This is a genomic window from Arthrobacter sp. BI5, from assembly GCF_056680065.1.
This window is the reverse complement of sequence record NZ_CM155264.1, coordinates 2439468-2463684: the sequence shown is the minus strand read 5'-3', so window position 1 is coordinate 2463684 and position 24217 is coordinate 2439468. Positions and strand designations below refer to the sequence as shown.

The 24217-nt window shown below is 68.5% G+C and carries 25 protein-coding genes and 1 riboswitch; of the genes, 22 read left to right on the top strand and 3 right to left on the bottom strand.

Annotated elements, in window-relative coordinates:
* The first annotated feature begins 147 nt into the window (after positions 1–147).
* Complete coding sequence (locus tag AC1MED_RS11340) at positions 148–1521, top strand: ammonium transporter (RefSeq protein ID WP_479783370.1); 1374 nt, start codon at positions 148–150, stop codon at positions 1519–1521.
* Positions 1518–1856: a P-II family nitrogen regulator gene (locus AC1MED_RS11335; RefSeq protein WP_136322366.1), complete on the top strand. Its 339-nt coding sequence runs from the start codon at positions 1518–1520 to the stop codon at positions 1854–1856. The genes AC1MED_RS11340 and AC1MED_RS11335 overlap by 4 nt, the downstream gene beginning before the upstream one ends.
* Positions 1857–1981: 125 nt before the next feature.
* On the opposite strand, the gene AC1MED_RS11330 is transcribed toward AC1MED_RS11335, so the two are convergent.
* Positions 1982–3370, bottom strand: coding sequence for a glucose-6-phosphate dehydrogenase (locus tag AC1MED_RS11330; RefSeq protein ID WP_479783369.1), 1389 nt, complete (start codon positions 3368–3370; stop codon positions 1982–1984).
* Between the two features lie 150 nt (positions 3371–3520).
* On the opposite strand from AC1MED_RS11330, the gene ffh reads away from it, so the two are divergent.
* Positions 3521–5107, top strand: a complete 1587-nt coding sequence (gene ffh / locus AC1MED_RS11325; RefSeq protein WP_479783368.1) for a signal recognition particle protein — start codon at positions 3521–3523, stop codon at positions 5105–5107.
* Between the two features lie 152 nt (positions 5108–5259).
* Positions 5260–6009, top strand: a complete 750-nt coding sequence (locus AC1MED_RS11320; RefSeq protein ID WP_346959965.1) for an alpha/beta fold hydrolase — start codon at positions 5260–5262, stop codon at positions 6007–6009.
* Between the two features lie 41 nt (positions 6010–6050).
* Here the strand turns inward: AC1MED_RS11320 and thiC are convergent, their stop codons facing one another.
* The gene (gene thiC, locus AC1MED_RS11315) at positions 6051–7907 is read right to left on the bottom strand and encodes a phosphomethylpyrimidine synthase ThiC (protein ID WP_479783367.1); all 1857 of its coding nucleotides are present in this window, start codon (positions 7905–7907) and stop codon (positions 6051–6053) included.
* Positions 7876–7983, bottom strand: a riboswitch (TPP riboswitch). (Overlaps the previous gene by 32 nt.)
* A gap of 68 nt (positions 7984–8051) precedes the next feature.
* On the opposite strand from thiC, the gene AC1MED_RS11310 reads away from it, so the two are divergent.
* The 18 genes from AC1MED_RS11310 to AC1MED_RS11225 all read left to right on the top strand — a co-directional run bounded on the left by AC1MED_RS11310 (position 8052) and on the right by AC1MED_RS11225 (position 22806).
* The gene (locus tag AC1MED_RS11310; RefSeq protein ID WP_479783366.1) at positions 8052–8552 is read left to right on the top strand and encodes a GNAT family N-acetyltransferase; all 501 of its coding nucleotides are present in this window, start codon (positions 8052–8054) and stop codon (positions 8550–8552) included.
* A gap of 3 nt (positions 8553–8555) precedes the next feature.
* Complete coding sequence (locus AC1MED_RS11305; protein WP_479783365.1) at positions 8556–9656, top strand: amidohydrolase family protein; 1101 nt, start codon at positions 8556–8558, stop codon at positions 9654–9656.
* 81 nt (positions 9657–9737) lie between these two features.
* Positions 9738–10613, top strand: a complete 876-nt coding sequence (locus AC1MED_RS11300) for a VOC family protein (RefSeq protein WP_479783364.1) — start codon at positions 9738–9740, stop codon at positions 10611–10613.
* Positions 10614–11204: 591 nt separating this feature from the next.
* Positions 11205–11642 (top strand): hypothetical protein, encoded by a 438-nt coding sequence (locus tag AC1MED_RS11295; protein ID WP_479783363.1) that lies wholly within the window; start codon positions 11205–11207, stop codon positions 11640–11642.
* A gap of 219 nt (positions 11643–11861) precedes the next feature.
* Positions 11862–12284 carry a 30S ribosomal protein S16 gene (rpsP, locus tag AC1MED_RS11290; protein ID WP_138769023.1) on the top strand — a complete coding sequence of 141 codons (423 nt, stop codon included), beginning with the start codon at positions 11862–11864 and terminating at the stop codon, positions 12282–12284.
* A 1-nt stretch (position 12285) separates the two neighbouring features.
* A complete protein-coding gene (locus AC1MED_RS11285; RefSeq protein ID WP_056426755.1) occupies positions 12286–12528 on the top strand; it encodes an RNA-binding protein in 243 nt (80 codons plus the stop codon).
* 119 nt (positions 12529–12647) lie between these two features.
* Positions 12648–13274: a ribosome maturation factor RimM gene (rimM, locus tag AC1MED_RS11280; RefSeq protein WP_479783362.1), complete on the top strand. Its 627-nt coding sequence runs from the start codon at positions 12648–12650 to the stop codon at positions 13272–13274.
* Between the two features lies 1 nt (position 13275).
* Positions 13276–14091 carry a tRNA (guanosine(37)-N1)-methyltransferase TrmD gene (gene trmD / locus AC1MED_RS11275; protein WP_346960770.1) on the top strand — a complete coding sequence of 272 codons (816 nt, stop codon included), beginning with the start codon at positions 13276–13278 and terminating at the stop codon, positions 14089–14091.
* A 248-nt stretch (positions 14092–14339) separates the two neighbouring features.
* A complete protein-coding gene (gene rplS, locus AC1MED_RS11270) occupies positions 14340–14699 on the top strand; it encodes a 50S ribosomal protein L19 (RefSeq protein WP_146337296.1) in 360 nt (119 codons plus the stop codon).
* Between the two features lie 101 nt (positions 14700–14800).
* A complete protein-coding gene (lepB, locus tag AC1MED_RS11265; protein WP_479783361.1) occupies positions 14801–15478 on the top strand; it encodes a signal peptidase I in 678 nt (225 codons plus the stop codon).
* Between the two features lie 54 nt (positions 15479–15532).
* Complete coding sequence (gene lepB, locus AC1MED_RS11260) at positions 15533–16444, top strand: signal peptidase I (RefSeq protein ID WP_479783360.1); 912 nt, start codon at positions 15533–15535, stop codon at positions 16442–16444.
* 10 nt (positions 16445–16454) lie between these two features.
* Positions 16455–17126: a ribonuclease HII gene (locus AC1MED_RS11255; RefSeq protein ID WP_346960767.1), complete on the top strand. Its 672-nt coding sequence runs from the start codon at positions 16455–16457 to the stop codon at positions 17124–17126.
* A gap of 75 nt (positions 17127–17201) precedes the next feature.
* Positions 17202–17528, top strand: coding sequence for a DUF2469 domain-containing protein (locus AC1MED_RS11250; protein ID WP_056426737.1), 327 nt, complete (start codon positions 17202–17204; stop codon positions 17526–17528).
* 83 nt (positions 17529–17611) lie between these two features.
* A complete protein-coding gene (locus AC1MED_RS11245) occupies positions 17612–17968 on the top strand; it encodes a YraN family protein (RefSeq protein WP_346960765.1) in 357 nt (118 codons plus the stop codon).
* Positions 17969–19516, top strand: coding sequence for a YifB family Mg chelatase-like AAA ATPase (locus tag AC1MED_RS11240; RefSeq protein ID WP_479783359.1), 1548 nt, complete (start codon positions 17969–17971; stop codon positions 19514–19516). It abuts the gene before it with no gap.
* Positions 19517–19573: 57 nt separating this feature from the next.
* Positions 19574–20761 (top strand): DNA-processing protein DprA, encoded by a 1188-nt coding sequence (gene dprA, locus AC1MED_RS11235; RefSeq protein WP_479783358.1) that lies wholly within the window; start codon positions 19574–19576, stop codon positions 20759–20761.
* Between the two features lie 250 nt (positions 20762–21011).
* Positions 21012–21938, top strand: a complete 927-nt coding sequence (locus AC1MED_RS11230; protein ID WP_479783357.1) for a tyrosine recombinase XerC — start codon at positions 21012–21014, stop codon at positions 21936–21938.
* 364 nt (positions 21939–22302) lie between these two features.
* A complete protein-coding gene (locus AC1MED_RS11225; protein ID WP_136322385.1) occupies positions 22303–22806 on the top strand; it encodes a DUF3145 domain-containing protein in 504 nt (167 codons plus the stop codon).
* A 141-nt stretch (positions 22807–22947) separates the two neighbouring features.
* Here AC1MED_RS11225 and fabF read toward each other — a convergent pair whose 3' ends face one another.
* Positions 22948–24183 carry a beta-ketoacyl-ACP synthase II gene (gene fabF / locus AC1MED_RS11220; protein ID WP_479783356.1) on the bottom strand — a complete coding sequence of 412 codons (1236 nt, stop codon included), beginning with the start codon at positions 24181–24183 and terminating at the stop codon, positions 22948–22950.
* Positions 24184–24217 lie beyond the last annotated feature (34 nt).

Below are 24217 nucleotides of genomic sequence, written 5' to 3'. Positions count from 1 at the left end.
CCATTTACTTCCGGGAGGTTCTTGTAACAACCCGGCAATGTAAATCCTCTGCCGGTGAAACACTGCGCCAGCAAACTCTTCTTAGAACGCAAAACGCGTTGGACCGGCGGACAAGTCCGCACCTAAGAGCAAGAGAGGACGCAGACCATGGAACTCACCGCAGGTCTCGTTTGGCTCCTGGTCGCGTCAGCCCTTGTGCTGTTCATGACCCCGGGCCTGGCATTCTTCTACGGCGGCATGACCCGTGCCAAGTCGGCATTGAACATGATGATGATGAGCTTCGTCGCCATCGGAACCGTCGGCATCATGTGGGTCCTCTGGGGCGCTTCGATGGCCACCAGCAACGAAGACAACTTCTTCCAGATCTTCGCGAACCCCACCAGCCACTTCGGGCTGCACAACTTCACCGAACCGGCCGACCTGCTCAAGGTAGGGTACGCGGCAACCTTCGCCATCATCACCGTCGCGCTGATCTCCGGCGCCGTAGCAGACCGGGCCAAGTTCTCCGCCTGGGTCATCTTCACGCCCATCTGGGCCACGCTGGTCTACGCGCCGCTGGCCTACATGGTCTGGGGCGGAGGCTTGTTCTCCGCGGACGGCTGGTTCGGCCAGACCTTCGCTCCGGTCATCGACTTCGCCGGCGGCACCGTGGTCCACATCAACGCCGGCGTCGCGGGCCTCATCCTGGTGCTGATCATCGGCAACCGCCGCGGCTTCGGCAAGGACCCCAACCACCGCCCGCACAACGTCCCGTTTGTCATGGTGGGCGCAGCGATCCTCTGGTTCGGCTGGTTCGGCTTCAACGCCGGCGCCGCCGCCACGGTTGAGCAGGCCGGTTTGATCTGGATCAACACGCTGGCCGCTCCGGCCGCAGCGATGCTTGGCTGGCTGGCCGTCGAACGCTTCCGTGACGGACACCCGACGTCCCTCGGCGCCGCTTCCGGCGTCGTGGCAGGGCTGGTCGCCATCACCCCGGCCTGCGCCAACGTCTCACCGCTCGGGGCGATCGCCCTCGGCGTCGTTGCCGGTGTGGCGTCCGCGCTCGCCGTCGGCCTGAAGTTCAAGTTCGGCTACGACGACTCGCTCGACGTCGTCGGTGTGCACCTTGTCTCCGGCGTGGTCGGCACCGTGGCGATCGGTTTCCTCGCCACCCCGGCCCAGGGCACCGCGGGCCTGTTCTACGGCGGCGGCACCACGCAGCTCGTCGCCCAGGTCCTGGCAGCACTGATCGCCATGGCGTTCACGGCGATCATGACGTTCATCATCGCCTTCCCGATCCACAAGCTCATGGGCTTCCGGGTCTCCCACGAACAGGAAGTTGTGGGTGTGGACCTGAGCCTGCACGCCGAGACGGCCTACGAGTTCGGTGTCAGCGGCCGCGGCGGAAGCTTCCAGCCGCTGCACGAACTCATCACCGGTAAGCAGCTGGACGAGGGCGTGGAAGTACCGGCCACCGAGTCCGTGGACGTCACGTCGAACGGCAAGAAGACCGCCGCAGGCAAGGAAAGTGTGGAAGCATGAAACTGATCACCGCAATCGTCCGTCCGGAAAAGCTCGACGCAATCAGGGAAGGCCTTGAAGCCTACGGTGTGCAGGGCCTGACGGTCAGCGCGGCCAGTGGCTACGGCCGGCAGCGCGGCTACACGGAGGTGTACCGAGGCGCCGAGTACAACGTGGACCTGCTGCCGAAGATCCGGGTCGAGGTGCTGGCCACCGACGAACAGGCGGACGACATCCTGGACGTCATCATTGCCAGCTCGAACACCGGCCGGGCCGGTGACGGGAAGGTCTGGACGATGGATGTGTTCGAGGCAGTACGCGTCCGCACCGGGGAGCGCGGCGCAGCAGCCATCTAGGGCCGCGGCCCTCCAGCCGTAGCCGCGCAAGCGGACCGCGATCGGGGGTTGCGACAGCGGGCCGGGTACCTGAAAAGGTGTCCGGCCCGCTTTTTGTTGCCTGCGTTGGGGCGGCGGCGCGTCGCTTACGTCGGCCAGCCCTCCGGGCCGGCGGAACCTGCGGCGTATTCCTCCAGCGGCACACTGTCCCGGGACCAGGCCTTGAGCACGGGTTCGAGGATGCGCCAGCAGTCTTCCGCGGTGTCGCCGCGCACGGACAGCAGCGGGTCCCCGTTCAGCACCCCTTCGAGGACTTCGCCGTAAGGGAGCAGCTCGGAGGCGCTGAGTTCGGCCTTCAGGGTGGCCCGGTCCAGGCTAAGCACGTTGCCGGGGCCGTTCACATCGACGTCGAACTGCAGCGTGTCCGGGCCGAAGCCGATCCGCAGCTGGTTGGGGGCGTCCACCCCGGTGAAGCCCCGGGGCAGGTGCGGCACCGGCCGGAAGGTGACCACGGCCTCCTTGCGCATGGAGCCCAGTGCCTTGCCCGAGCGGAGGTTGAACGGCACGCCCTGCCAGCGCCAGTTGTCGATGTCCACCCGCACCTCGGCGAGGGTTTCGGTGTTCCGGGAGGCGTCCACGCCCTCTTCCTTGGCGTAGTCCGGGACCTTCCGGCCGTCGATTGATCCCGCCGTGTAGCGTGCCCGGCGGGTGTTCTTGGCATACGGGGCCTTGATGCTGCTGGCCCGCAGGAGGGTGGCGACGGCGTCGCGCAGGTCCCGTTCGTCCACCGAGGCGGGCGGTTCGATCGCCAGCAGCGCCATGATCTGCAGCAGGTGGCTCTGGATCATGTCGCGGAGGGCGCCGGCGCCGTCGTAGTAGCGGGCACGGCCCTCGAGCGCGAGGTCCTCATCGAAGATGATCTCCACCTTCTCGACGTAGTCCCGGTTCCACACCGGCTCCAGGAAGGTGTTCGCGAAGCGCAGGCCCAGGATGTTCAGTACCGTGGCCTTGCCCAGGAAGTGGTCCACCCGGTGGATGTGGTCCTCCGGGACCAGCGCGGCCAGGGTCTTGTTGAGCTCCCGCGCCGATTCCTCGCTGGACCCGAACGGTTTCTCCATCACCAGCCGGGTTCCCTCGGGGACCTGCTCCGGGGTCAGGGCCTCGCAGGCCAGCTGGCTGATCTTCGGCGGCAGCGCGAAGTAGACGGCCACGGGTCCGTCCAGCGTGGCCAGCAGCCCGGACAGTTGCCCCTCGGCGGTGACGTCCAGCCGGTGGTAGCTGGTGGTTTCGCGGATCCGCTTCAGCTCGCGCTTGCCGGTGGTGTTGGCCTGCGAGTTGGCGTCGGCGAAGGAGGTCTCAAGGCGCTCCAGCCAGTGTTCCGGGGCCCAGTCGTCCGAGCCCGCACCCACCAGGGTGAGGCCCGTCGCGTGGCCCTTCGCCACCAGCCGGGCCAGGCCCGGCAGCAGCAGCCGGCCGGTCAGGTCGCCCGAGGCACCGAGGATGAGCAGGGTTTTTACAGTTGGTTGACTGGTCACCTAAGCCAGCATGCCATCTTGAAGGCGCGTCTTGGTACCCTAGATAGTCGAGTCCCGTTGTCGAGGCAGTTCGTTCCGGCGAAACAGTCACGACTCTGGCGTGCCGCACTGGCCGCCAGCTGTAGATCCACTGAAAGAAGTGCACGGCGCGTGTTCAATTCACTCTCTGACCGGTTGACAGCAACCTTCAAGAACCTCCGTGGCAAGGGCCGCCTGACCGAGGCGGACGTTGACGCCACGGTCCGCGAAATCCGGCGTGCCCTGCTGGACGCCGACGTTGCCGTGCCGGTGGTCCGGGAGTTCACCGGCCGCGTGCGCGAGCGGGCCCTCGGCGCCGAGGTCTCCGGTGCGCTGAACCCGAGTCAGCAGATCGTGAAGATCGTCAACGAGGAACTCGTCGAGATCCTCGGCGGCGAGACCCGCCGCATCCGGCTGGCCAAGACCGGCCCCACCATCATCATGCTCGCCGGCCTCCAGGGCGCCGGTAAGACCACGCTCGCCGGCAAGCTCTCCAGGTTCCTCAAGGCGCAGGGCCACAGCCCCATGCTGGTGGCCTGCGACCTGCAGCGCCCCAATGCCGTGACCCAGCTGCAGGTGGTCGGCCAGCGCGCCGGCGTTCCCGTCTTCGCCCCGCACCCGGGTGCCACCTCCACCGAGCTGGACCACCCCGCCGGTGACCCGGTCGCCGTCGCGCGTGCCGGCGTCGAGGAAGCCAAGCGCACCCTGCACGACGTCGTGATCGTGGACACCGCCGGCCGGCTCGGCGTCGACGCCGAAATGATGGAACAGGCCCGCCAGATCCGCCGCGCGATCGTCCCCAACGAAGTCCTCTTCGTGATCGACTCGATGATCGGCCAGGACGCCGTCAACACGGCGATGGCTTTCGATGAAGGCGTCAACTTCACCGGCATCGTGCTTTCCAAGCTCGACGGCGACGCCCGCGGCGGTGCCGCGCTGTCCGTCGCGTCGGTCACCGGCAAGCCGGTCATGTTCGCGTCCACCGGCGAAGGCCTGGACGACTTCGAGCTCTTCCACCCGGACCGGATGGCCTCGCGCATCCTCGACATGGGCGACGTGCTGACCCTGATCGAACAGGCGGAAAAGTCCTGGGACAAGGACGAAGCGGCCCGGATGGCGAAGAAGTTCGCCGACCAGGAGGACTTCACCCTCGAGGACTTCCTGGCCCAGATGCAGCAGATCCGCAACATGGGCTCCATGAAGAAGATGCTCATGATGATGCCCGGTGCGCAGAACATCCGGCAGCAGCTGGAGCAGTTTGACGAGCGCGAAATCGACCGGGTCGAGGCGATCGTCCGGTCCATGACCCCGCACGAGCGGGTGGCCCCCAAGATCATCAACGGCTCCCGCCGCGCCCGCATCGCCCGCGGCTCCGGCGTGCACGTCTCCGAGGTCAACGGCCTGCTGGAACGTTTTGCCCAGGCGCAGAAGATGATGAAGAAGATGGCGGCCGGCGGCGGCATGCCCGGTATGCCGGGAATGCCCGGGATGGGCGGCGGCGGTGCCCGCAAGGGAGCCAAGAGCACGCCGAAGAAGAAGGCCCGCTCCGGCAATCCGGCCAAGGCTGCGCAGGAACTCAAGGACGCGGAGGCACGGCGCGCCGCCGGCCCCAAGACCGTACCCACCGGGGCAGCCTTCGGCCAGCAGGGCGGGGAGTTCGATCCCTCCCAGCTGAACCTGCCCAAAGGCTTCGACAAGTTTCTCGGCGGCAGCAAGTAGCTGAAGCCGGGTTGCCTTCGACGGGACCATTCGACAGGACGGCGGCGGCAGGACCCTTCGACCGGACGGCGGCGGCAGCATGCCGGCAGTAGCATGCCGGCAGCCAGTATGTCGTCGGCCCCGTTGACGGGGCGGTGCCATAGGCTTAGGGCATGTTCAAGCAGCGCGTAGTCTTCGTCCACGGGGCCGGCAGTTTTGGTGCCGCGGCGTGGCCGAAACAGCACGGCATGGCGCTCAGCTACGACGCCCTGTTCCTGCGGCGGCACGGCTTCGACCCCGTGGCCGAACCGCGGGAAACGGACTTCGCCGCCGATGCCGGCATCGTGTTGCGGGCCCTGGCGGACGACGGCCGCGGCGAGGCCGGCGGCCATGTCGTGGCCCATTCGCAGGGCGCAATCGCCGCGATGATGGCCGCCGTCGAACGCCCCGACCTGGTGCAGTCCCTCACCCTGGTGGAACCGGCCTGCCTCTCGCTCACGGCCGAACTGCCGGCGACTGCCGCGCACCGGGCCCTGATGCAGCCGCTCTTTGACGTCCGGCACAACCTTGGCGACGAGGATTTCCACCGCGAGTTCGTGCGCCGCGTGTTCGCCGCCCACGCCCCGGTCCGCGGCAGTGTGGGCGAACCCGCGGTGGAGGACGGACGCGCCGCGCGCCGGCTCCGCCTGCAGGCGCCGCCGTGGGAAGCCCCGCTGCAGATCGTTCCCGGTGTGCCGACGCTGGTGCTGACCGGCGGCTGGGAACCGCTCTATGAGGAAATTGCCGGCTACCTGCGGGAGACGGGCGCCCTGCACCGCACCGCCCCGGGCGGGCACCGGCCGCAGGATTCCAAGGAAGGCGACCGGGCCATCCGCTCCTTCATCGCGGACGTCAACCGCAGCCGGCACGCCCACGCCTCCTGACGTGCCGGTCCCGCGCATCAGGCCGGCGCCCGGACCCCAGGCTAGGAGGGTGCGCCTAGGGAGGGCGCGGGCAGGTAGACCTTGCCGCCGGCTGCCAGGAATTCGTGGCTTTTCGCGCGCATTCCGGCTGCCGTCTGTGCCAACGCAGCCTGGGAATCGGCGGAACCGTATTCGTCCCGGATGTCCTGGCTGATCCGCATGGAGCAGAACTTCGGCCCGCACATGGAACAGAAGTGGGCTGTCTTGGCCGGTTCGGCCGGCAGAGTCTCGTCGTGGAAGGCCTCCGCGGTCACCGGGTCCAGGGACAGTGCGAACTGGTCCCGCCAACGGAATTCGAACCGGGCCTTGGACAGGGCATCGTCGCGTTCGTGTGCACCGGGATGCCCCTTGGCCAGGTCGGCGGCGTGGGCGGCGATCTTGTAGGTGATGACGCCGGTCTTCACATCGTCCTTGTTGGGCAGGCCCAGGTGCTCCTTTGGCGTGACGTAGCACAGCATGGCCGTGCCGTACCGGGCGATCTCCGTGGCGCCGATCGCCGAGGTGATGTGGTCATAGCCCGGTGCGATGTCCGTGACCAGCGGCCCCAGTGTGTAGAACGGCGCGCCCTTGCAGAGTTCTTGCTGGCGCGCCACGTTCTCCCTGACGAGGTGGAACGGCACATGTCCCGGGCCTTCCACCATGACCTGGACATCGAACTCCCAGGCCCGCTGCGTGAGCTCGGCCAGCGTGTCCAGTTCGGCGAACTGGGCAGCGTCGTTGGCGTCCGCCGTCGACCCCGGCCGCAGCCCGTCGCCGAGTGAGAAGGCGACATCGTAGCGTGCGAAAATTTCGCACAGCTCGTCGAAGTGTGTGTAAAGGAAGTTCTCCTGATGGTGCGCCAGGCACCACCCGGCCATGATGGAACCGCCGCGGGACACGATTCCGGTGACCCGGTTGGCGGTCAACGGGACGTACCGCAGCAGCACTCCCGCGTGGATGGTCATATAGTCGACGCCCTGCTCGCACTGTTCGATCACGGTGTCACGGAAGATTTCCCAGGTCAGGGCGTTCGCTTCGCCGTTGACCTTTTCCAGGGCCTGGTAAATCGGTACCGTGCCGATCGGGACGGGGGAGTTGCGGATTATCCATTCGCGGGTGGTGTGGATGTCGTCCCCGGTCGACAGGTCCATTACCGTGTCTGCGCCCCATTGCGTGGCCCACTGGAGCTTGTCGACCTCCTCGGCGATGGAGCTGGTGACCGCGGAGTTGCCGATGTTCGCGTTGATCTTGACCAGGAACGCCTTCCCGATGATCATCGGCTCGGACTCCGGGTGGTTGATGTTGCTGGGGATGATGGCCCGGCCGGCGGCGACTTCGCTGCGGACGAGCTCGACGTCGCAGTTCTCCCGCAGAGCGACGAAGCGCATTTCCGGTGTCACGATGCCCTGTCGTGCGTAATGCATCTGTGTGACCGTTCGGCCTTCGACGGCGCGGCGGGGCTCCGGCGGCGCGCCCCGCCATTCCGCCGAGGCGGCACCGCGCCGGACCGCGGACTTGCCGTCGTCGAGCAGGTTGCGTTCCCGGCCGCTGTAGGGTTCCGTGTCCCCGCGTCCGGCGATCCATTCACTGCGGAAGCCGGCGAGCCCTACTACCGGGTCGCTGCCCGGTCCCGCGGTGCGGTACACCCGGAAGGGAGGATTCCCGACGCCGCCAGGGGATGGATCCAAGGCAATTTCCGTCACCGGGACGCGGATCCCGCCGTCTTCGACATACGCGAGGGCATGAGACTTAAGGGACTGCGTCACGGGAGTTGCGTCGCTGACGGGATTCTCCGCTGGTGCGGCGTCGTTTCCGTTCCGGGCAGGGCTGTGCTGTGGATTTGTTGCGCTCAAAGAACTACTCACTTCCTTCGCCGGCATTACCCGGACAGGTTCAACGGTCGCAGGCTGCACCAGCCTGATCTCAGCCCCTGCAGGGGCACCCGTGTGGTCGTAAACGAAGCTACCACAGGGCGCCGGGAAGCCGTCGCGGGAGCCCGGTCGTCCCCGTGTTAGCGTGGCATCGTGATTCAGCGCAGGGCCTTGCCCGGCATCAGGGCCGCGACCATTGAAGACCTCCCGGGCCTACCGGCCCTCGAAGCAGCGGCCGACCGCCTGCTCGAAGTGGAACTTGGGTGCCCGCCGTTCCCGGCTCCGGAGCAGGCGGGCCCGGATGATCGTCTCTTTGTTTTGGTCGCCGGAAGCCCTCCGGTCGGATTCGCCCGGGTCGACGAAGTCTGCGGCCAGGCCCATCTTGAACAACTCTCGGTGCATCCCGACTTTGCCGGGCGCGGCATCGGAAGGGCCCTGGTGCAGGCAGCCCTCGGCGAGGCCCGCCGTCGTGGTTATGAGTCCATGACGCTGTGCACCTTTGCGGGCGTTCCGTTCAATGGACCCTTTTACGCGAGCTGCGGCTTCGAGCTGGTCGCCGGGCCTTCGGGTGCCCTGGCCGCCGCGCGGGAACGCGAAGCCCAATGCGGGCTGGATGAGCTGGGCCGGCGGATTGCGATGCGGATTAAGCTTTAGGCCATGAGCAGCATCATCGAATTCAGCGGCCCCGTCCTCACGGCAGCCGACCAGGAGCGGCGCGGACTGTGGGCCGTCGACGGCAGGCTGACCTTCACCCGCCCCGCGGCCGCGCCGGATCTGGTCCTGGACGGCTGGGTCATCCCGGGCCTGGTCGACGCGCACTGCCACATCGGGCTCGGCCCCGGCGGCGACGTCCCGGACGAGGTCGCGGAGCGGCAGGCCCTGACCGACCGCGACGCCGGGACCCTGCTGGTCCGCGATGCCGGCGCGGTCCATGACACCCGGTGGATCCAGCAGCGGCGCGACCTGCCGCGCATCATCCGCTCCGGCCGGCACATCGCGAGGACGCGCCGGTACCTGCGGGGCTTCGCCATCGAGGTTGAACCCGGGGGCCTGGTGGAGGCCGTGCGCAAGCAGGCCCGCGCGGGGGACGGCTGGGTCAAGCTGGTGGGGGACTGGATCGACCGCGACGCCGGCGACCTCGCCGCCAGCTTCCCGGCCGGGGCCGTCAAAGACGCCGTCCGGGCGGCGCACGACGAGGGCGCCCGCGTCACGGCGCACTGCTTCGCGGAAGACACCCTTGATGACATGCTCGACGCCGGGATTGACTGCATCGAACACGGCACCGGGCTGCTGCCCCGGCACCTGCCCCGTTTCGTCGAACAGGGCGTGCCGATCGTGCCCACGCTGATCAACATTGCCACCTTCCCGGACATCGCGGCCCAGGCCGAAGGCAAGTTCCCGCGCTACGCCGCGCACATGCGCTCACTCTGGGAACGCCGGGCCGAGCGGATCCTGGAAGCGTACGAAGCCGGCGTGGCCATCTACGCCGGGACGGACGCGGGCAGCGTCATCAAACACGGCCGGATCGTCGATGAAGTCGAGGCCCTGCACGCCGCCGGACTCCCGGCCGCTGCCGCCCTCGACGCCGGAACCTGGGCCGCCCGGGGCTGGCTCGGCGCCGAGTCGATCGCCGAAGGAGCCAGCGCGGACGTGCTCGTCTGCGCCGAGGACCCCCGCCGGAACCTTGCGACCCTGCGCGAGCCCCGGGGCATCGTGCTGCGCGGGGAACTGGTCGGTCGAGGGCATGTCCCGCATTAGGAATAAATTGAAGCTTCAAGTAATTTAAGTCTATGCAAGGTCACCGAAGGTCGGTGGCCACAGGACCACCGGAGCGTTTCGATGACCGCAGAAGCCAGCACCCAGGATCTCCTTCCCGCCGAACTCACCATGGGCACCGTGATGCTCAAGGTCGGGGACATGTCGGTCATGACCGATTACTACCAGCGCGCCCTCGGCCTGGACATCGTCGCCGAGCAGGACGGCGGCCTCTACCTCGGGCGCAAGCGCAAGCCCCTGGTCCACCTGGCCCCCGCCCCCGGGCTGAACCTGCCCTCCCGCGGCGAGGCCGGCCTTTTCCACACCGCCCTGCTGTTCGAGGACCAGCCCTCACTGGCCGCCACCGTCGCCTCCGCCGCGCAGTACGAGCCGCAGTCCTTCACCGGCAGCGCCGACCACCTCGTCAGTGAAGCCTTCTACTTCAACGACCCGGAGGGCAACGGCATCGAGCTGTACTGGGACCGGCCCCGCGACGCCTGGTCCTGGGACGGCAAGAACGTGGTGATGGACAGCCTCGCCCTGCCGCCGCAGCGCTACCTCGAGCAGCACCTCACCGAAGCGTCGGTGGCCGGACAGCGCGAGGCCGATGCCGGCGTCGGGCACGTCCACCTGCAGGTCGGCGACGTGCAGTCCGCCCACGACTTCTACGTCGGGACGCTCGGCTTCGAGAAGACGGCGGGCTGGCACGGCCAGGCCCTGTTCGTCTCCGCCGGCGGCTACCACCACCACATGGCCATGAACGTCTGGAACAGCCGCGGCGCCGGGCCCCGCCACGACACCCTGGGCCTGGGCGAAGTGCTCATCGAGGTTCCCTCCGGAGACGACGTCGGCGCCCTCGCCGACCGGCTCAAGACCGCCGGCGTGAAGTCCCACCACACCGGGGCCGAGCTGCGCTTCGATGATCCGTGGCGCAACCGGATCCGCGTCGCCGTTCGCTAAGGTCCGCTGCCTGGCCGCGATGCGGGGCGGGGTGCGATCCGGTCCGCTTCCTCACGGCCCGCGGGACATGCCCATCCTTCGCGGACGTGGAGCGAGGGGCATGTCCATCCTTCGCGGCAGGGAGTGGGCATAGCGGCATTCTGCCCATTGCTCGTGGCTGAGGGAGGGCATGCTCATCCTCGGGCGGCCAAGAGCGAGGAGCATGTGCATTCTTCGCGGCACGGAGCGAGGAGCATGCTCATCCTTCGCAGCACGGAGTGGGCATAGCGGCATTCTGCTCATTGCTCGTGGCTAAGGGAGGGCATGTCCGTTCTCGCGGGACGAGGGGCGAGGAGCGTTCCATCCTCCGCCGACCTCGAGCGAGGAACAAGCTCATCCTTCGCAGATGTGGAGCGAGGAGCATGTCCATTCTTCGCGGCCGGGAATGGGCATAGCGGCATTCTGCTCATTGCTCACTGCTGGGGGAGGGCATGTCCGGTCGGGCCGCCGCCCCGTCTGGGCTAGGCTGAAACCGGATGGCCGCCGCAGCTTCCTGCCTGCAGTGCGGCCGCCGGCACCACGTCACACCTACCCTTGATGAGGAGCACTTCCTTGGGATTTACTGAAATCTTCGTCGCCACCCATGACGCTGCCCTGAAGCGCGCGTCGGCCCTCGACGGCGGCGCCGCGGCTGCCCCGGGCGCCGTCCGGATTCCCGACATCAGCGACTTCGAGGTCGAGCGTCTGGGCGACCTGGCCGGCACCGCCGTGCACGCCGCGGGCGCCGAATACGAGCTGGCGATGGTGGACGTTGCCAGCGACTCGCTGCTGGGCGTTCCGGCAGCGATGGTCAGGGCCCTCGCGGAGTTGCTCAGCTACGAGACCGAGGGCGAGGGTGACGTCCTGGCCGAGGTCGCGGAGAGCTGGGCGGCCGAGGAGGACATGCCCTTCGGTGCCGAGCAGGCCGCCCGTTACGTCCGGCAGCTCGCTGAGCTGGCGGCCGGCGTCGACCCCGCCACGAAGGCCGGACTGTACGTTTGGACCTCCTGACGCGACGCCCGCCCGGACCAAAAACCGGCCGTAAGTGACCCGCTGCGGGTGTCAAGTCGAAATCCGCGCGGTGATCTGGCACAATAAACAGGTACTCGATCTGCGTGGCCCCTCTCTCCGCGTCCGGATCCTGTCCTTTAGAACCCCCTAGTACGGCCCGCCCCACGGGTGCAGAACGCCGGGCTCGACCCCGTTTCAGAAACAGGAGTGACCACAAAAGTGGCCGTAAAGATTCGCCTTAAGCGCTTCGGCAAGATGCGCGCACCGTACTACCGCATCGTCGTCATGGACGCACGCTCCAAGCGTGACGGCCGTGCCATCGAAGAGATCGGCAAGTACCACCCGACCGAAGAGCCCTCGTACATCGAGGTCGACACGGACCGTGCCCAGTACTGGCTCGGCGTCGGCGCACAGCCGTCCGAGCAGGTCGCCGCGATCCTGAAGATCACCGGCGACTGGCAGAAGTTCAAGGGTCTCCCGGGCCAGGAGGGCACCTTGAAGACCAAGGCTCCCAAGGAAGCCTTCGTCACGCCGGAAAAGGGTTCCGTGATCATCCCGGAAGCCATCACCAAGAAGGCCAAGAAGGACGACGCAGCCGAGGCTCCCGCCGACGCCGAAGCAGAGACCACCGAGGCTGAGTAAATTGCTGGCAGAAGCGCTCGAACACCTGGTCCGAGGGATTGTTGACAGTCCCGAGGACGTCAAGGTCAGTGCGAAGAACAACCGCCGCGGGGACACCCTCGAAGTGCGCGTTCATCAGGACGACCTCGGACGGGTGATCGGACGTCAGGGCCGCACCGCACGCGCACTGCGCACTGTGGTGGCGGCGCTGGCCGACGGCGAGCCGGTCAGGGTCGACGTCGTCGACACCGACCGCCGCCGGTAGCGCGATCAGCAGTATTTGTCTTTAGTCCGGCCCCTCCACCAGCTTATGGTGGAGGGGCCGGACTGTTTTGCGCAGTAAACACCCCCAATTTCTTAAAAAGAACCCGAACAGAGGAACAGATGCAGCTTCAGGTGGCACGAATCGGCAAGCCCCACGGCATCCGCGGCGAAGTGACCGTCCAGGTGCTAACGGACGCCCCCGGTGACCGCTTTGTTCCCGGCACGCAGTTCGTGGTGGAACCGGCGTCGGCCGGGCCGCTGACCGTGGAGAGCGCCCGCTGGAACAAGGACATCCTGCTGCTGGCCTTCGAAGAGGTGGAGACCCGCAACGATGCGGAAGCCCTCCGCGGCGCGAAGCTCTACATCGAAACCGAGGAACTGGACGAGGACGACGACGAGGGCTGGTACGAGCACGAGCTCGTCGGCCTTGACGTCCGCGTCGGCGACACGGTGGTCGGCAAGGTGTCCGGGCTGCACACCATGCCGGTCCAGGATCTGCTGGTGGTGACCGACCAGGACGGCAAGGAAATCCTGATCCCATTCGTGGAGCAGATCGTGCCCGAGGTCAACGTCGGCGAAAAGTACGTCCTCGTTACCCCGCCGGCCGGCCTTTTTGAGGTCAACACCGAGGCCGGCGCTACCCCCGACGACGGCGACGCCGACACCGACACCGACGCCGACGCTGACGCCGACGCCGCCGCTGACGCCCGCGGGAAGTCCGAGCGCGGCGCAGGGGACAACGCCTAAGATGCGGATCGACGTCGTCAGCATCTTTCCCGAGTACCTCGCACCGCTGGAACTGTCCCTGATCGGGAAGGCGCGGCAGGACGGCCTGCTGGAGCTGAACGTCCACGACCTCCGCGACTTCACCACGGACCGGCACCGCACCGTCGATGACACCCCGTACGGCGGCGGCGCCGGCATGGTGATGAAGCCCGAACCCTGGGCCCAGGCCCTGACCGCCGTGGCCCGCGCGGTGCCGGAATCCGGTGCGTCCGCCGCGGAGGGCGTCCGGAAGCCCGTGCTGATTGTCCCGTCACCGGCGGGGGAGCGCTTCAGCCAGGCGATTGCGCACGAACTCGCGGAGGAGGACCAGCTGGTCTTCGCCTGCGGACGCTACGAGGGCATCGACGAACGCGTGCTGGAATGGGCTGCGGAGCACTTCACGGTCCGGCCCATGAGCCTCGGTGACTACGTGCTCAACGGCGGCGAGGTGGCCGTGCTGGCCATGGTCGAGGCCGTCGGGAGGCTGCTGCCCGGCGTCGTCGGGAACCCCGAATCACTCGTGGAGGAGTCCCACTCCGACGGCCTGCTCGAATACCCGGTGTACACCAAGCCCTCCAGCTGGCGGGAACGAGAGGTTCCGGCCGTGCTGCTGAGCGGCAACCACGGCAAGATCGCGCAGTGGCGGCGCCACGAACAGTACCGGCGCACCGCCGAGCGCCGCCCGGACCTGTTGGACGCCTTCGACGCCGGCAAACTGCCCCGCGCGGACCGGACGGCTTTCGGGGAACTCGGCTACGACGTCGTCGAGGGCCGGCTGCAGCGCCGCCCCGACGCCTAGACCCGGCGGATCCTGCCCGGCCAATTCACCAAAACACGGCGGAATGTGGCAAAATTAGTCCTTGTGCCTGCTGGGTGCGAACCTGCCACAGGGGGAGCGTCACCAACAGCGCGGCACCCCGGCCCCGTCAATTCCTGACGGAGCCGGAACGACAAAACTTTCGGCGGGAATTTCCAGTGCGCAAGCACCCGGGCTTGGCCGCCGTGACCCAACGTGAATGACCTGTGGCGTTCACCAGGAGTGGATCAATGCATATCCTCGATTCCGTAGACGCAGCCTCGCTGCGCACCGATGTTCCCGAGTTCCGCGCGGGTGACACCATCAAGGTGCACGTGAACATCATCGAAGGCAAGAACTCCCGTGTCCAGGTCTTCCAGGGCTTCGTCCTGGGCCGCCAGGGCGACGGCGTCCGTGAAACCTTCACCGTCCGCAAGGTCTCCTTCGGCGTCGGCGTGGAGCGTACCTTCCCGGTACACTCCCCGATCATCGACAAGATCGAGCTCGTCTCCAAGGGTGACGTGCGCCGCGCCAAGCTTTACTACATGCGTGCACTGCGCGGTAAGGCTGCGAAGATCAAGGAAAAGCGCGACTTCCAGACCGCCAAGTAAGTCCTCCGGACTTCACAGCGGATCCAGGACGGTCCGGTCAACTCCCGGGCCCGTCCGCCACTGCGCCGTTCAACTGAGAAAAGCGTAAGAGGACACGGATCATGGAACAAGCAAAACGCCGGCCCAGGAAACTGGGCTGGCGTTTTGTGCTTCTAGGCCTGGTCCTGGCCGTGGCCATCAGCGGCCTGATCCGGTCGCTGTGGCTGGACGTGTACTTCATCCCGTCCGCGTCGATGGAGCCGCTGCTCCGCGACGGGGACAGGATTGTGGTGTCCCGCACGGACTTCGCCTTCGACCCGGTCCGCCGCGGCGACATCGTGGTCTTTGACGGCCGCGGCTCCTTCGCCCCGCTGGGCAGCGGCCGGGGTCCGGCGGCCGACTTACTCGCCGGCGTGGGCCACTGGCTTGGCCTCACCGGCAGCGACACCACCTACGTGAAGCGTGTCATCGGGATGCCTGGCGACCACGTGGTCTGCTGTGGTGCCGACGGCCGGCTCACAGTCAACGGCCAGAAACTTGAGGAACCCTATTTGTATGCCGGCGACGCCCCCAGCGAGCTGAAGTTCAGCGTAATTGTCCCGGACGGACGGCTCTGGCTGATGGGTGACCACCGCTCCAAGTCGGCCGATTCCCGCAGCCTGCTGGGTGCGCCGGGCGGCGGGATGGTGCCGCTGGAACGCGTGATCGGCCGGCCGGTCCAGATCATCTGGCCGCTTGATAGATTTGCAGCAATACCGCGGCCCGTCGAGGCCGCCACGACGATAAAGAACGGACAGTAGATGCCCGAGACCGGACCCCGGACTCCTGATCCGCGGGGGCACGACGAGCCCCGAGTGACCTCCTCGCCCATCCCGGGCACCGACCACCCGACCACGCAGCTGCCGGCCGCGCCCCGGCCCACACACGCGCCGGAACCGGCGCACGCTCCGGCGGCCGTGCCGGTGCAGGCAGAAGCGGCGCACGCGGTGTCGGCCACGCAGCCCGAGCGCGCCGAGGGCACCCCGCACGACGGTCCCTCGCACGCCGGACCGTCGTCCGCGCGCGCCCGCAAGGCGAAGGCCCGCGAGGGCCGCAGCCCCGTGCTCTCCTGGCTCAAGGAGATCGCGACGGTGGTGGCGATCGCCGTCGTGCTGTCCTTCCTGATCAAAACCTTCCTGTTCCGGGCCTTCTACATCCCGTCCGAATCCATGATGAACACCCTGGACGTCAACGACCGCATCTTCGTTAACCTGCTGGTGCCGGAACCGATCGCCCTGGAGCGCGGCGACGTCGTCGTCTTCCGGGACACTAAGGGCTGGCTGGTGCCCACCCCGGAGAAGCCGGCCGGACCGCTCACCGGCGTCCAGGACGTGCTGACGTTCGTCGGCCTGCTCCCGGACAACTCCGAACAGCACCTCGTCAAGCGCGTCATCGGCCTGCCGGGGGACCACGTCATCTGCTGCGACGGCAGCGGCCGGCTCACCGTCAACGGCGCGCCGCTGGACGAGAAGTACGTCAACAGCGCCGAGGTCCCGCAGGTGCGCGACTTCGACGTCGTGGTGCCCGCCGGCAAGGTCTGGGTCATGGGCGACAACCGGAACCACTCCGCCGACTCCCGCGCGCACCGGGAAAGCAACGGCGGCTTCATCGACCTGGCCGACATCGAAGGCAAAGCGGCCGTGATCGCGTGGCCGCTGAACCGGATCACTGCCCTGGACAACTATCCGGACGTCTTCCGCGCCGTCCCCGCCCCGGCAGGGAAGTAGGACAGCAGCCGTGTCCGAAGCACCCACCCTCGACTACGAGCGCCGCTTCCGTGGCTCCGGCGCCCGGCTCCTCGCCGGGATCGACGAAGTGGGCCGCGGCGCCCTGGCCGGCCCCGTCAGCGTCGGCATCGCCGTCGTGGACCTGCACAAGCAACGGCTGCTCGCCGACGTGCGGGACAGCAAGCTGCTCAAGGTGACGGAGCGGGAACGGCTGGAGCCGCTGGTCCGCAGCTGGAGTGTCGCGTCCGCCGTGGGGCACGCGTCCGCGGCGGAGATCGACGCGCTCGGCATCATCGCCGCGCTGCGGCTCGCCGGCAACCGGGCCTGGTTCTCGGTGCTGGCCGCCGGGGTGACGCCGGACGTAGTGCTGCTGGACGGCAGCCACAACTGGCTCTCACCGGCGGCGCAGGCCTCGCTGTTCGACGAAGTGCCGGAGGAGCCCGGCTGCGACGCGCCGGTCCACACCCTGGTCAAGGCCGACATGCAGTGCCTCAGCGTCGCGGCGGCGTCCGTGCTGGCCAAGGTCGAACGCGACCGCCAGATGGCAGCCCTGCACACTGAATACCCGGACTTCGGCTGGAACGAGAATAAGGGCTACGGCACGGCCGCGCACAAGGATGCGCTCCGCGCCAAGGGTCCCACCCCATACCACCGCGTCAGCTGGCAGCTGCTCGGCGACTGAGCCGTGGCGCGCGCCCGTCTCCCGGCCGGCGGGCACGTGGCGCGCGCCCGTCTCCCGATGGTGCAAGATGGAAGCATGAGTGCCGAGGACCTTGAAAACTATGAAACCGACATGGAGCTGCAGCTCTACCGCGAATACCGCGACGTCGTCGGGCTGTTCAGCTACGTGGTCGAGACCGAGCGGCGATTCTACCTGGCCAACCACGTCGACCTGCAGGCGCGCAGCGCCGACGGCGAGGTCTACTTCGACCTGACGCTGCAGGACGCCTGGGTGTGGGACGTTTACCGCTCCGCCCGGTTCGTCAAGAGCGTCCGCGTCATCACCTTCAAAGACGTCAACGTCGAGGAGCTGCCGCGCAGCGAGGAGCTTGCCCTGCCCAAGGTGGAGGGCCTGGGGAACTGAGTCCGGGCGCCGGTTCACTGAAGTTTCCCACATAGCCGAACGGGCCCCTGTGGCGTGGATCCTGCAGGTCCCACGCTGGAGGTATGAGAGCTAAGGACGTGCTGGGCCGGCGCGGTGAAGAACTCGCCGCCGGCTTCCTCGAAGCCCAGGGAATGCGGGTTGTGGACCGCAACTGGCGCTGCCCCGAGGGCGAGATCGATATTGTGGCGCTCGACGGCGACGCCCTGGTGATCGCCGAGGTCAAAACCCGCAAATCACTCGCCTACGGGCACCCCTTCGAAGCCGTCGGCGTGGACAAGCTCGCCCGGCTGCATCGGCTGGCCTCAGCGTGGTGCCGAGACCATGAGCTGCGGATGCCGCTGCGCCGTGTGGACGTCGTTGCCGTGCTCGACGACGGCACCGGCGCCCCGGCCATCGAACACCTCAAAGGGGTGGGGTAGATGGCGCTCGGCCGGACCTATTCCATCGCGCTGGTGGGGCTGAACGGCTACATCGTCGAGGTCGAGGCTGACATCGGCCAAACACTGCCCGCCTTTGTGATCCTCGGCCTGCCGGACGCCTCACTCAACGAGGCGAAGGAACGGATCCGCTCCGCCGCACAGAACTCCGGCATCCCGCTCAGCCGACGGAAGATCACCGCGAACCTTATCCCGGCGTCCCTGCCCAAGCGCGGCTCCGGATTCGATCTCTCCATCGCCATGGCGGTGCTGATCGCCGCGAACGACGTGCGCCCCACCGGGCGGAACGTCTTTGTCGCGGAGCTTGGCCTGGACGGGCGGCTGCGCCCCGTGCGCGGCATCCTCCCGGCCGTGATGGCCGCCGTCCAGGCCGGGTACCCGGACGTCGTCGTTGCGCAGGCCAACGCCGCCGAGGCCGAACTGGTGCCCGGGGCCAGGGTCCGCGGTTACCGGACCCTGGCCCGGCTGGCGTTCGATTTCGGCGCCGACCCGCAGGACCTGGCTCTCGATTTCGAGCCGGTCGAAGAGGAACCGGATGACCCCGGTGGAGGCGCCGCGCCCGGACTGGCCCCGGACATGTGCGACGTGTCCGGCCAGGCCGAGGGCCGCCGCGCCCTGGAAGTGGCTGCCGCCGGAGCGCACCACGTGCTGCTGACCGGTCCGCCCGGCGCCGGCAAGACCATGCTGGCCGAGCGCCTGCCGGGCCTGCTCCCGGACCTCGGCGACAGGGAAGCCATGGAAGTGACGGCCATCCATTCGCTCAGCTCGCTCACGTCCGCGTCCGTCACCCTGCTGCGCCGGCCACCCTACGAGAACCCGCACCACACCGCCACCGCCGCCGCCATCATCGGCGGCGGATCCGGGCTGCCGCGGCCCGGTGCGGCTTCCCGGGCGCACCGCGGAGTGCTGTTCCTGGACGAGGCTCCGGAATACGAACGGCGCGTCCTCGACGCCCTCCGGCAGCCGCTGGAGAGCGGCGAACTGGTCATCCACCGCTCGGCAGGAACAGCAGCGTACCCGGCCCGGTTCCAGCTGGTCCTCGCCGCCAACCCCTGCCCCTGCGGCAAGGCGTCCGGCAAAGGTGTGGAGTGCACCTGCACGCCGATGATGCGGCGCCGCTATCTGGCCCGCTTGTCCGGCCCGCTGCTGGACCGGGTCGATATCCAGCTGGAGGTCGAACGCGTGGCGCTGGCCGACTTCGGCCAACCCCGCGCCGAGGAAGGTACAGCGGAGATCGCGGCGCGGGTGTGTGCCGCCCGGGAGCGCCAACGCGTTAGGCTCCGGCCGCTCGGACTGGAAACCAACGCGCAGGTACCCGGGCGGGTGCTCCGCGGACCGCTGCGGCTGCCCGGACCTGCCACCCGCATCCTTGACCACGCGCTGGAACGCGGCGCACTGACCGCCCGTGGCTACGACCGTGTGCTGCGCCTGGCCTGGACGCTGGCGGATCTCGATGGGCGTGAAGCCCCCGGTGCGGATGACATTGGCCAGGCGCTCGGCCTTCGGCAGACCACCGCGGCAGCCGCCTGATGGTGCCGAGGATTCCTTCCGTGAAGAGTCCTACAGCATGAGGAGAGCAGCAGGACCATGACAGAGAACGACAGGACCGCCCGCGCCGCGCTGTCCAGGCTCCTGGAGCCGCAGGACGCCGCCGGCCTGGCCCTTGTCCGGGTCGTTGGCGGCGAGGACGCGCTGCGGATTGCGACCCGGCAACTGGCGGCCGGCGCCGGGCTGGAACAGGAACTCTCACAGCTGCTGGAGGAACACGGCGCGGGAGGCGGCTGGAGCGGCCTGGGCATGGCCCTCAAGCGCTGGGCGCCGCGGGTGCCCGACCTGGCCCCGGAACGTGACCTGGCGACCATGCAACGCCTGGGCGGCCGCATGCTCATCCCTACGGATGAGCTGTGGCCCCGCCAACTTGCGGACCTGGGACTGCAGGAGCCGCTGTGCCTCTGGTGGCGGGGTGTGGAACAGGAACTGCCGCCGGTCAATAAGGCAATCGCCCTGGTGGGCTCCCGGGACAGTACCTCCTATGGATCGGCGGTGACGGGCGACCTCGCCTATGCCTTAGCCCAGCGGGGTTTCACGATCATCTCCGGCGGAGCCTACGGCATCGATGCCCATGCCCATCGGGCTGCCCTGGCCGGCGCCGCCGGGGGTCTGCCCACCATCGCCGTCATGGCCGGGGGAGTCGACCGCTTCTACCCCGCCGGCAACGAGGACCTGCTCCGCGCGGTCGCCAACCAGGGGGCCGTGCTGGCCGAGGTCCCGCCGGGTTCGGCGCCCACACGCTACCGTTTCCTGCAACGGAACAGGCTGATCGCGGCGCTGGCTTCCGTGACGGTAGTGGTCGAGGCACGGTGGAGGTCCGGGGCGCTCAATACCGCCCACCACGCCGAAACTCTCGGCCGGGCCGTCGGCGCGGTCCCCGGGTCGGTGCACAGTGCCAACTCGGCCGGCTGCCACCGGCTGCTCCGCGAGGGCGGGGCGGTGTGCGTCACGGACGCCGGCGAGATCGCTGAACTGGCCTCGCCGAGCGGCGACTCGCTGCCCGAGGCGAAGTCCGGCCGGGTGGAGGCCCACGACGGGCTGACCCTGGAAGACCTGATCCTGCTGGATGCCCTTCCGCTGCGCGTCACGAGCTCGGTCGAGAAATTGGCCGCGGTCGCCGGGCTGAGTCCGGAATCAGTCAGGGCAGGCCTCGGACGGCTCGGACTGATGGGCCTGGCGGAGTCCCGCCACGGCGGCTGGAAACGCTCCGCCACGGCGGGCTGAGCGTTGCACCGGCACGGTCGCGCGGACCCGCCGAGCTGTGGCACGTCGCCACACCGCACCCCGCACTCTGGTGTCCGGCCACCGGCCTCTGCCGGCACGCCGCCCGCCGCGCCCCGCCCTCCGGCCACCGGCCTCTGCCGCCACGCCGCCCGCCGCACCCCGGTGTCCGGAATGGCGGCGCGAACCCGGGCGGTGACGGCGCACCGTCGGGCTGCGCCGCTGACGGTGCCCTTGCTGGGACACTGGGACAGTGTCAACACAGCAACTGCCCGGAGCGCTCGCCGAAGCCGCCCACCGCTTCGGCCGTTACCTGGAGGCCGAGCGGGGCCGCTCCGCCCACACCGTGCGCGCCTACCTCTCCGATGTCGGGAGCCTGCTGGAGCATGCTGCCATCGAAGGCGCCATGGAGCTGGCCGACCTGGAACTGGGCACCCTGCGCCGCTGGCTCGGAGCCCAGAGCGAAGCGGGGATGTCCCGCGCGACGCTGGCCCGGCGCGCCGCCACCGCGCGGGCCTTCACCGCCTGGGCAGTCCGCGAGGAGCTCATTGCCGTCGACCCCGCCCTGAGGCTGAAGGCACCCAAACGGGAAAAGTCCCTGCCCGGCGTGCTGCAACAGGGACAGGTGCAGCGGCTGGTGGCCGGAGCCGAGTCGGACGCCGCTGACGGAGAACCGCTGGCCCTGCGCAACCGCGCCATGCTTGAGCTGCTTTACGCCACCGGCGTCCGCGTCGGCGAGCTGTCCGGCCTCGACATCGATGACCTCGATCCGGACCGAAGGACCCTGCGGGTACTCGGCAAAGGCAACAAAGAACGGACAGTGCCCTACGGCCTCCCAGCAGCTATCGCCGTCGACGACTGGCTGCGCCGCGGCCGCCCGGCCCTGGCGGCGGACGGCTCGGGTCCGGCCCTTTTCCTCGGCGTGCGCGGCAAACGGGTGGACCAGCGCCAGGTCCGCAGCGTCGTCAAGGATTTGCTGGACGGACTGGGGGACACCTCGGCGACCGGCCCGCACGCCCTGCGGCATTCGGCGGCGACCCATTTGTTGGACGGCGGGGCGGACCTGCGGGCCGTGCAGGAGATCCTCGGCCATAGCAGCCTGGCCACCACCCAGATCTACACCCACGTCTCGGTCGATCGGCTGCGGAAAAGCTACCAGCAGGCGCACCCGCGCGCCTGACCGTTATCCGCCCGGCACGGTGCCAAAGAGGCCTGGCATAGGCCTCCTTCCGGCGCCGCAACGCGGGGATCCCGCCGGCCCGGAAGCCGCCGCGACTCGCCGGCAGCGACGCGCCGAATTGCACTGGCGTAATTAGGCGGGGTACGGCACAATGAGACTCACGCCCGGCAACTTTCAAGTGGTGCTTGAACCGTTAAAGCATCGATTTACCAACTGAGGTCCGGACCTATTTTTTGCATAATGTTGTTTTGAAGAAACTGAATAGTCTGGCAGGGGCAACCGCCCCGCACGCGGATTGACGCGGCAGACAGGCATCCAGGCAGAGGTCGTTGGGGAAGACGTACCTATAGCTATGGAGGATGGAATGTCTGTTGCACTAACCCGCGGTGTCCTGTTCGTACACTCGGCCCCGACAGCCCTGTGCCCCCACGTTGAGTGGGCCATTGGCTCTGTCGTGGACAAGCGCACGGACCTCGAGTGGACTGCCCAGCCTGCTGCGCCCGGAATGTTCCGGGCCGAGCTGTCGTGGACCGGAACGCCGGGCACGGGGGCTCAATTGGCGTCTGCGCTTCGCGGCTGGGCGCACCTGCGCTACGAGGTCACCGAGGAGCCCAGCCAGGGCGTCGACGGCGGCCGCTGGTCGCACACCCCCGAGCTGGGTATCTTCCACGCCGTCACGGACGTGCACGGCAACATCATGGTCTCCGAGGACCGGATCCGCTACGCCTACGAATCCGGCGCCGGCGATCCCTCCGCGGTCTACCACGAACTCTCCCTGGCCCTCGGCGAGGCCTGGGACGAGGAACTCGAACCCTTCCGCCACGCCGCCGAAGGCGCCCCCGTGCGCTGGCTGCACCAGGTCGGCTAAGCACCGCCGAGCCTTCGAAGACCCAGGGCCCACCGCAACACACTCCATAGCAACGCCAAATGACAGATGGCGGCAATGTTCTTCAGGAACATTGCCGCCATCTGTCATTTCGGCGTGCAGGGCCCGGGAAGGCCCCCGGAACTAGACGCTGCGGATCGCGATGACGGCGTTGTGGCCGCCGAAGCCGAACGAGTTGCTCAGTGCCACGATGCTGCCGCCGGGCAGTGCACGCTCGGAGGTGACGACGTCGAGCGGGATCTCCGGATCCTGGTTCTCGAGGTTGATCGTCACCGGAGCCTTGCGGTCGTGCACCGCCAGCACGGTGAGTACGGCTTCCACCGCACCTGAGGCGCCCAGCAGGTGGCCCATCTGCGACTTGGTGGCGGAGACGGCCACGTCGTCCACGTGCTTGCCGAGGGCGGACTTGAGGGCGGCGTACTCGGGCTTGTCGCCCACCGGGGTGGAGGTGGCGTGCGCGTTGACGTGCACCACGTCCTCGGCCTGGATCCGGCCGTCGAACATGGCCGCCTTCAGCGCACGGGTGGCGCCGAGGCCCTCCGGGTCCGGGGCGGTGATGTGGTAGGCGTCGGCGGTCACCGAGGTGCCGGCGAGTTCGGCGTAGATCCGGGCGCCGCGGGCGAGGGCGTGCTCCTCGGCCTCAAGGACCAGGGCGCCGGCGCCTTCACCCATGACGAAGCCGTCACGGTCGCGGTCGTACGGGCGCGAGGCGTGCTCGGGATCGTCGTTGCGGCGGGACAGCGCCTGCATCGACGCGAACGCGGCGATCGGCATCGGGTGGATGGCGGCTTCCGCGCCGCCGCAGACGACGACGTCGGCCTTGCCGGAGCGGATCAGGTCCAGGCCCATGTGCACGGCTTCGGTGCCGGACGCGCAGGCGGAGACCGGGGTGTGGGCGCCGGCGCGGGCGCCGAGGTCCAGGCTGACCGCCGCGGCCGGGCCGTTGGGCATCAGCATCGGCACGGTCATGGGCAGGACGCGGCGGGGGCCCTTTTCGCGCAGGGTGTCCCAGGCGTCCAGGAGGGTCCAGACGCCGCCGATGCCGGTGGCGAAGGCCACGGCGAGGCGGTCGTGGTCGATCTCGGTGATGCCGGCGTCGGCCCAGGCCTCACGGGAGGCGACCACGGCGAACTGCGTGGAGGGGTCCATGCGCTTAGCCTCGACCCGGCTCAGGACCTCGGTGGCGGGGGTGGAGGCGCGGGCCGCGAAGTGCACCGGCAGCTCGTACTTGGCCACCCAGTCGTCCTCGAGCGTGTGCGCGCCGGAGACGCCCTTCAGCGCGTTCTTCCACATCGTGGGGACATCGCCGCCGATGGGTGTGGTGGCACCCAGACCGGTAATGACTACTTTGCGTGCCATGGGATCACTCTCTGTCGGTGCGCCTGCCGTATCC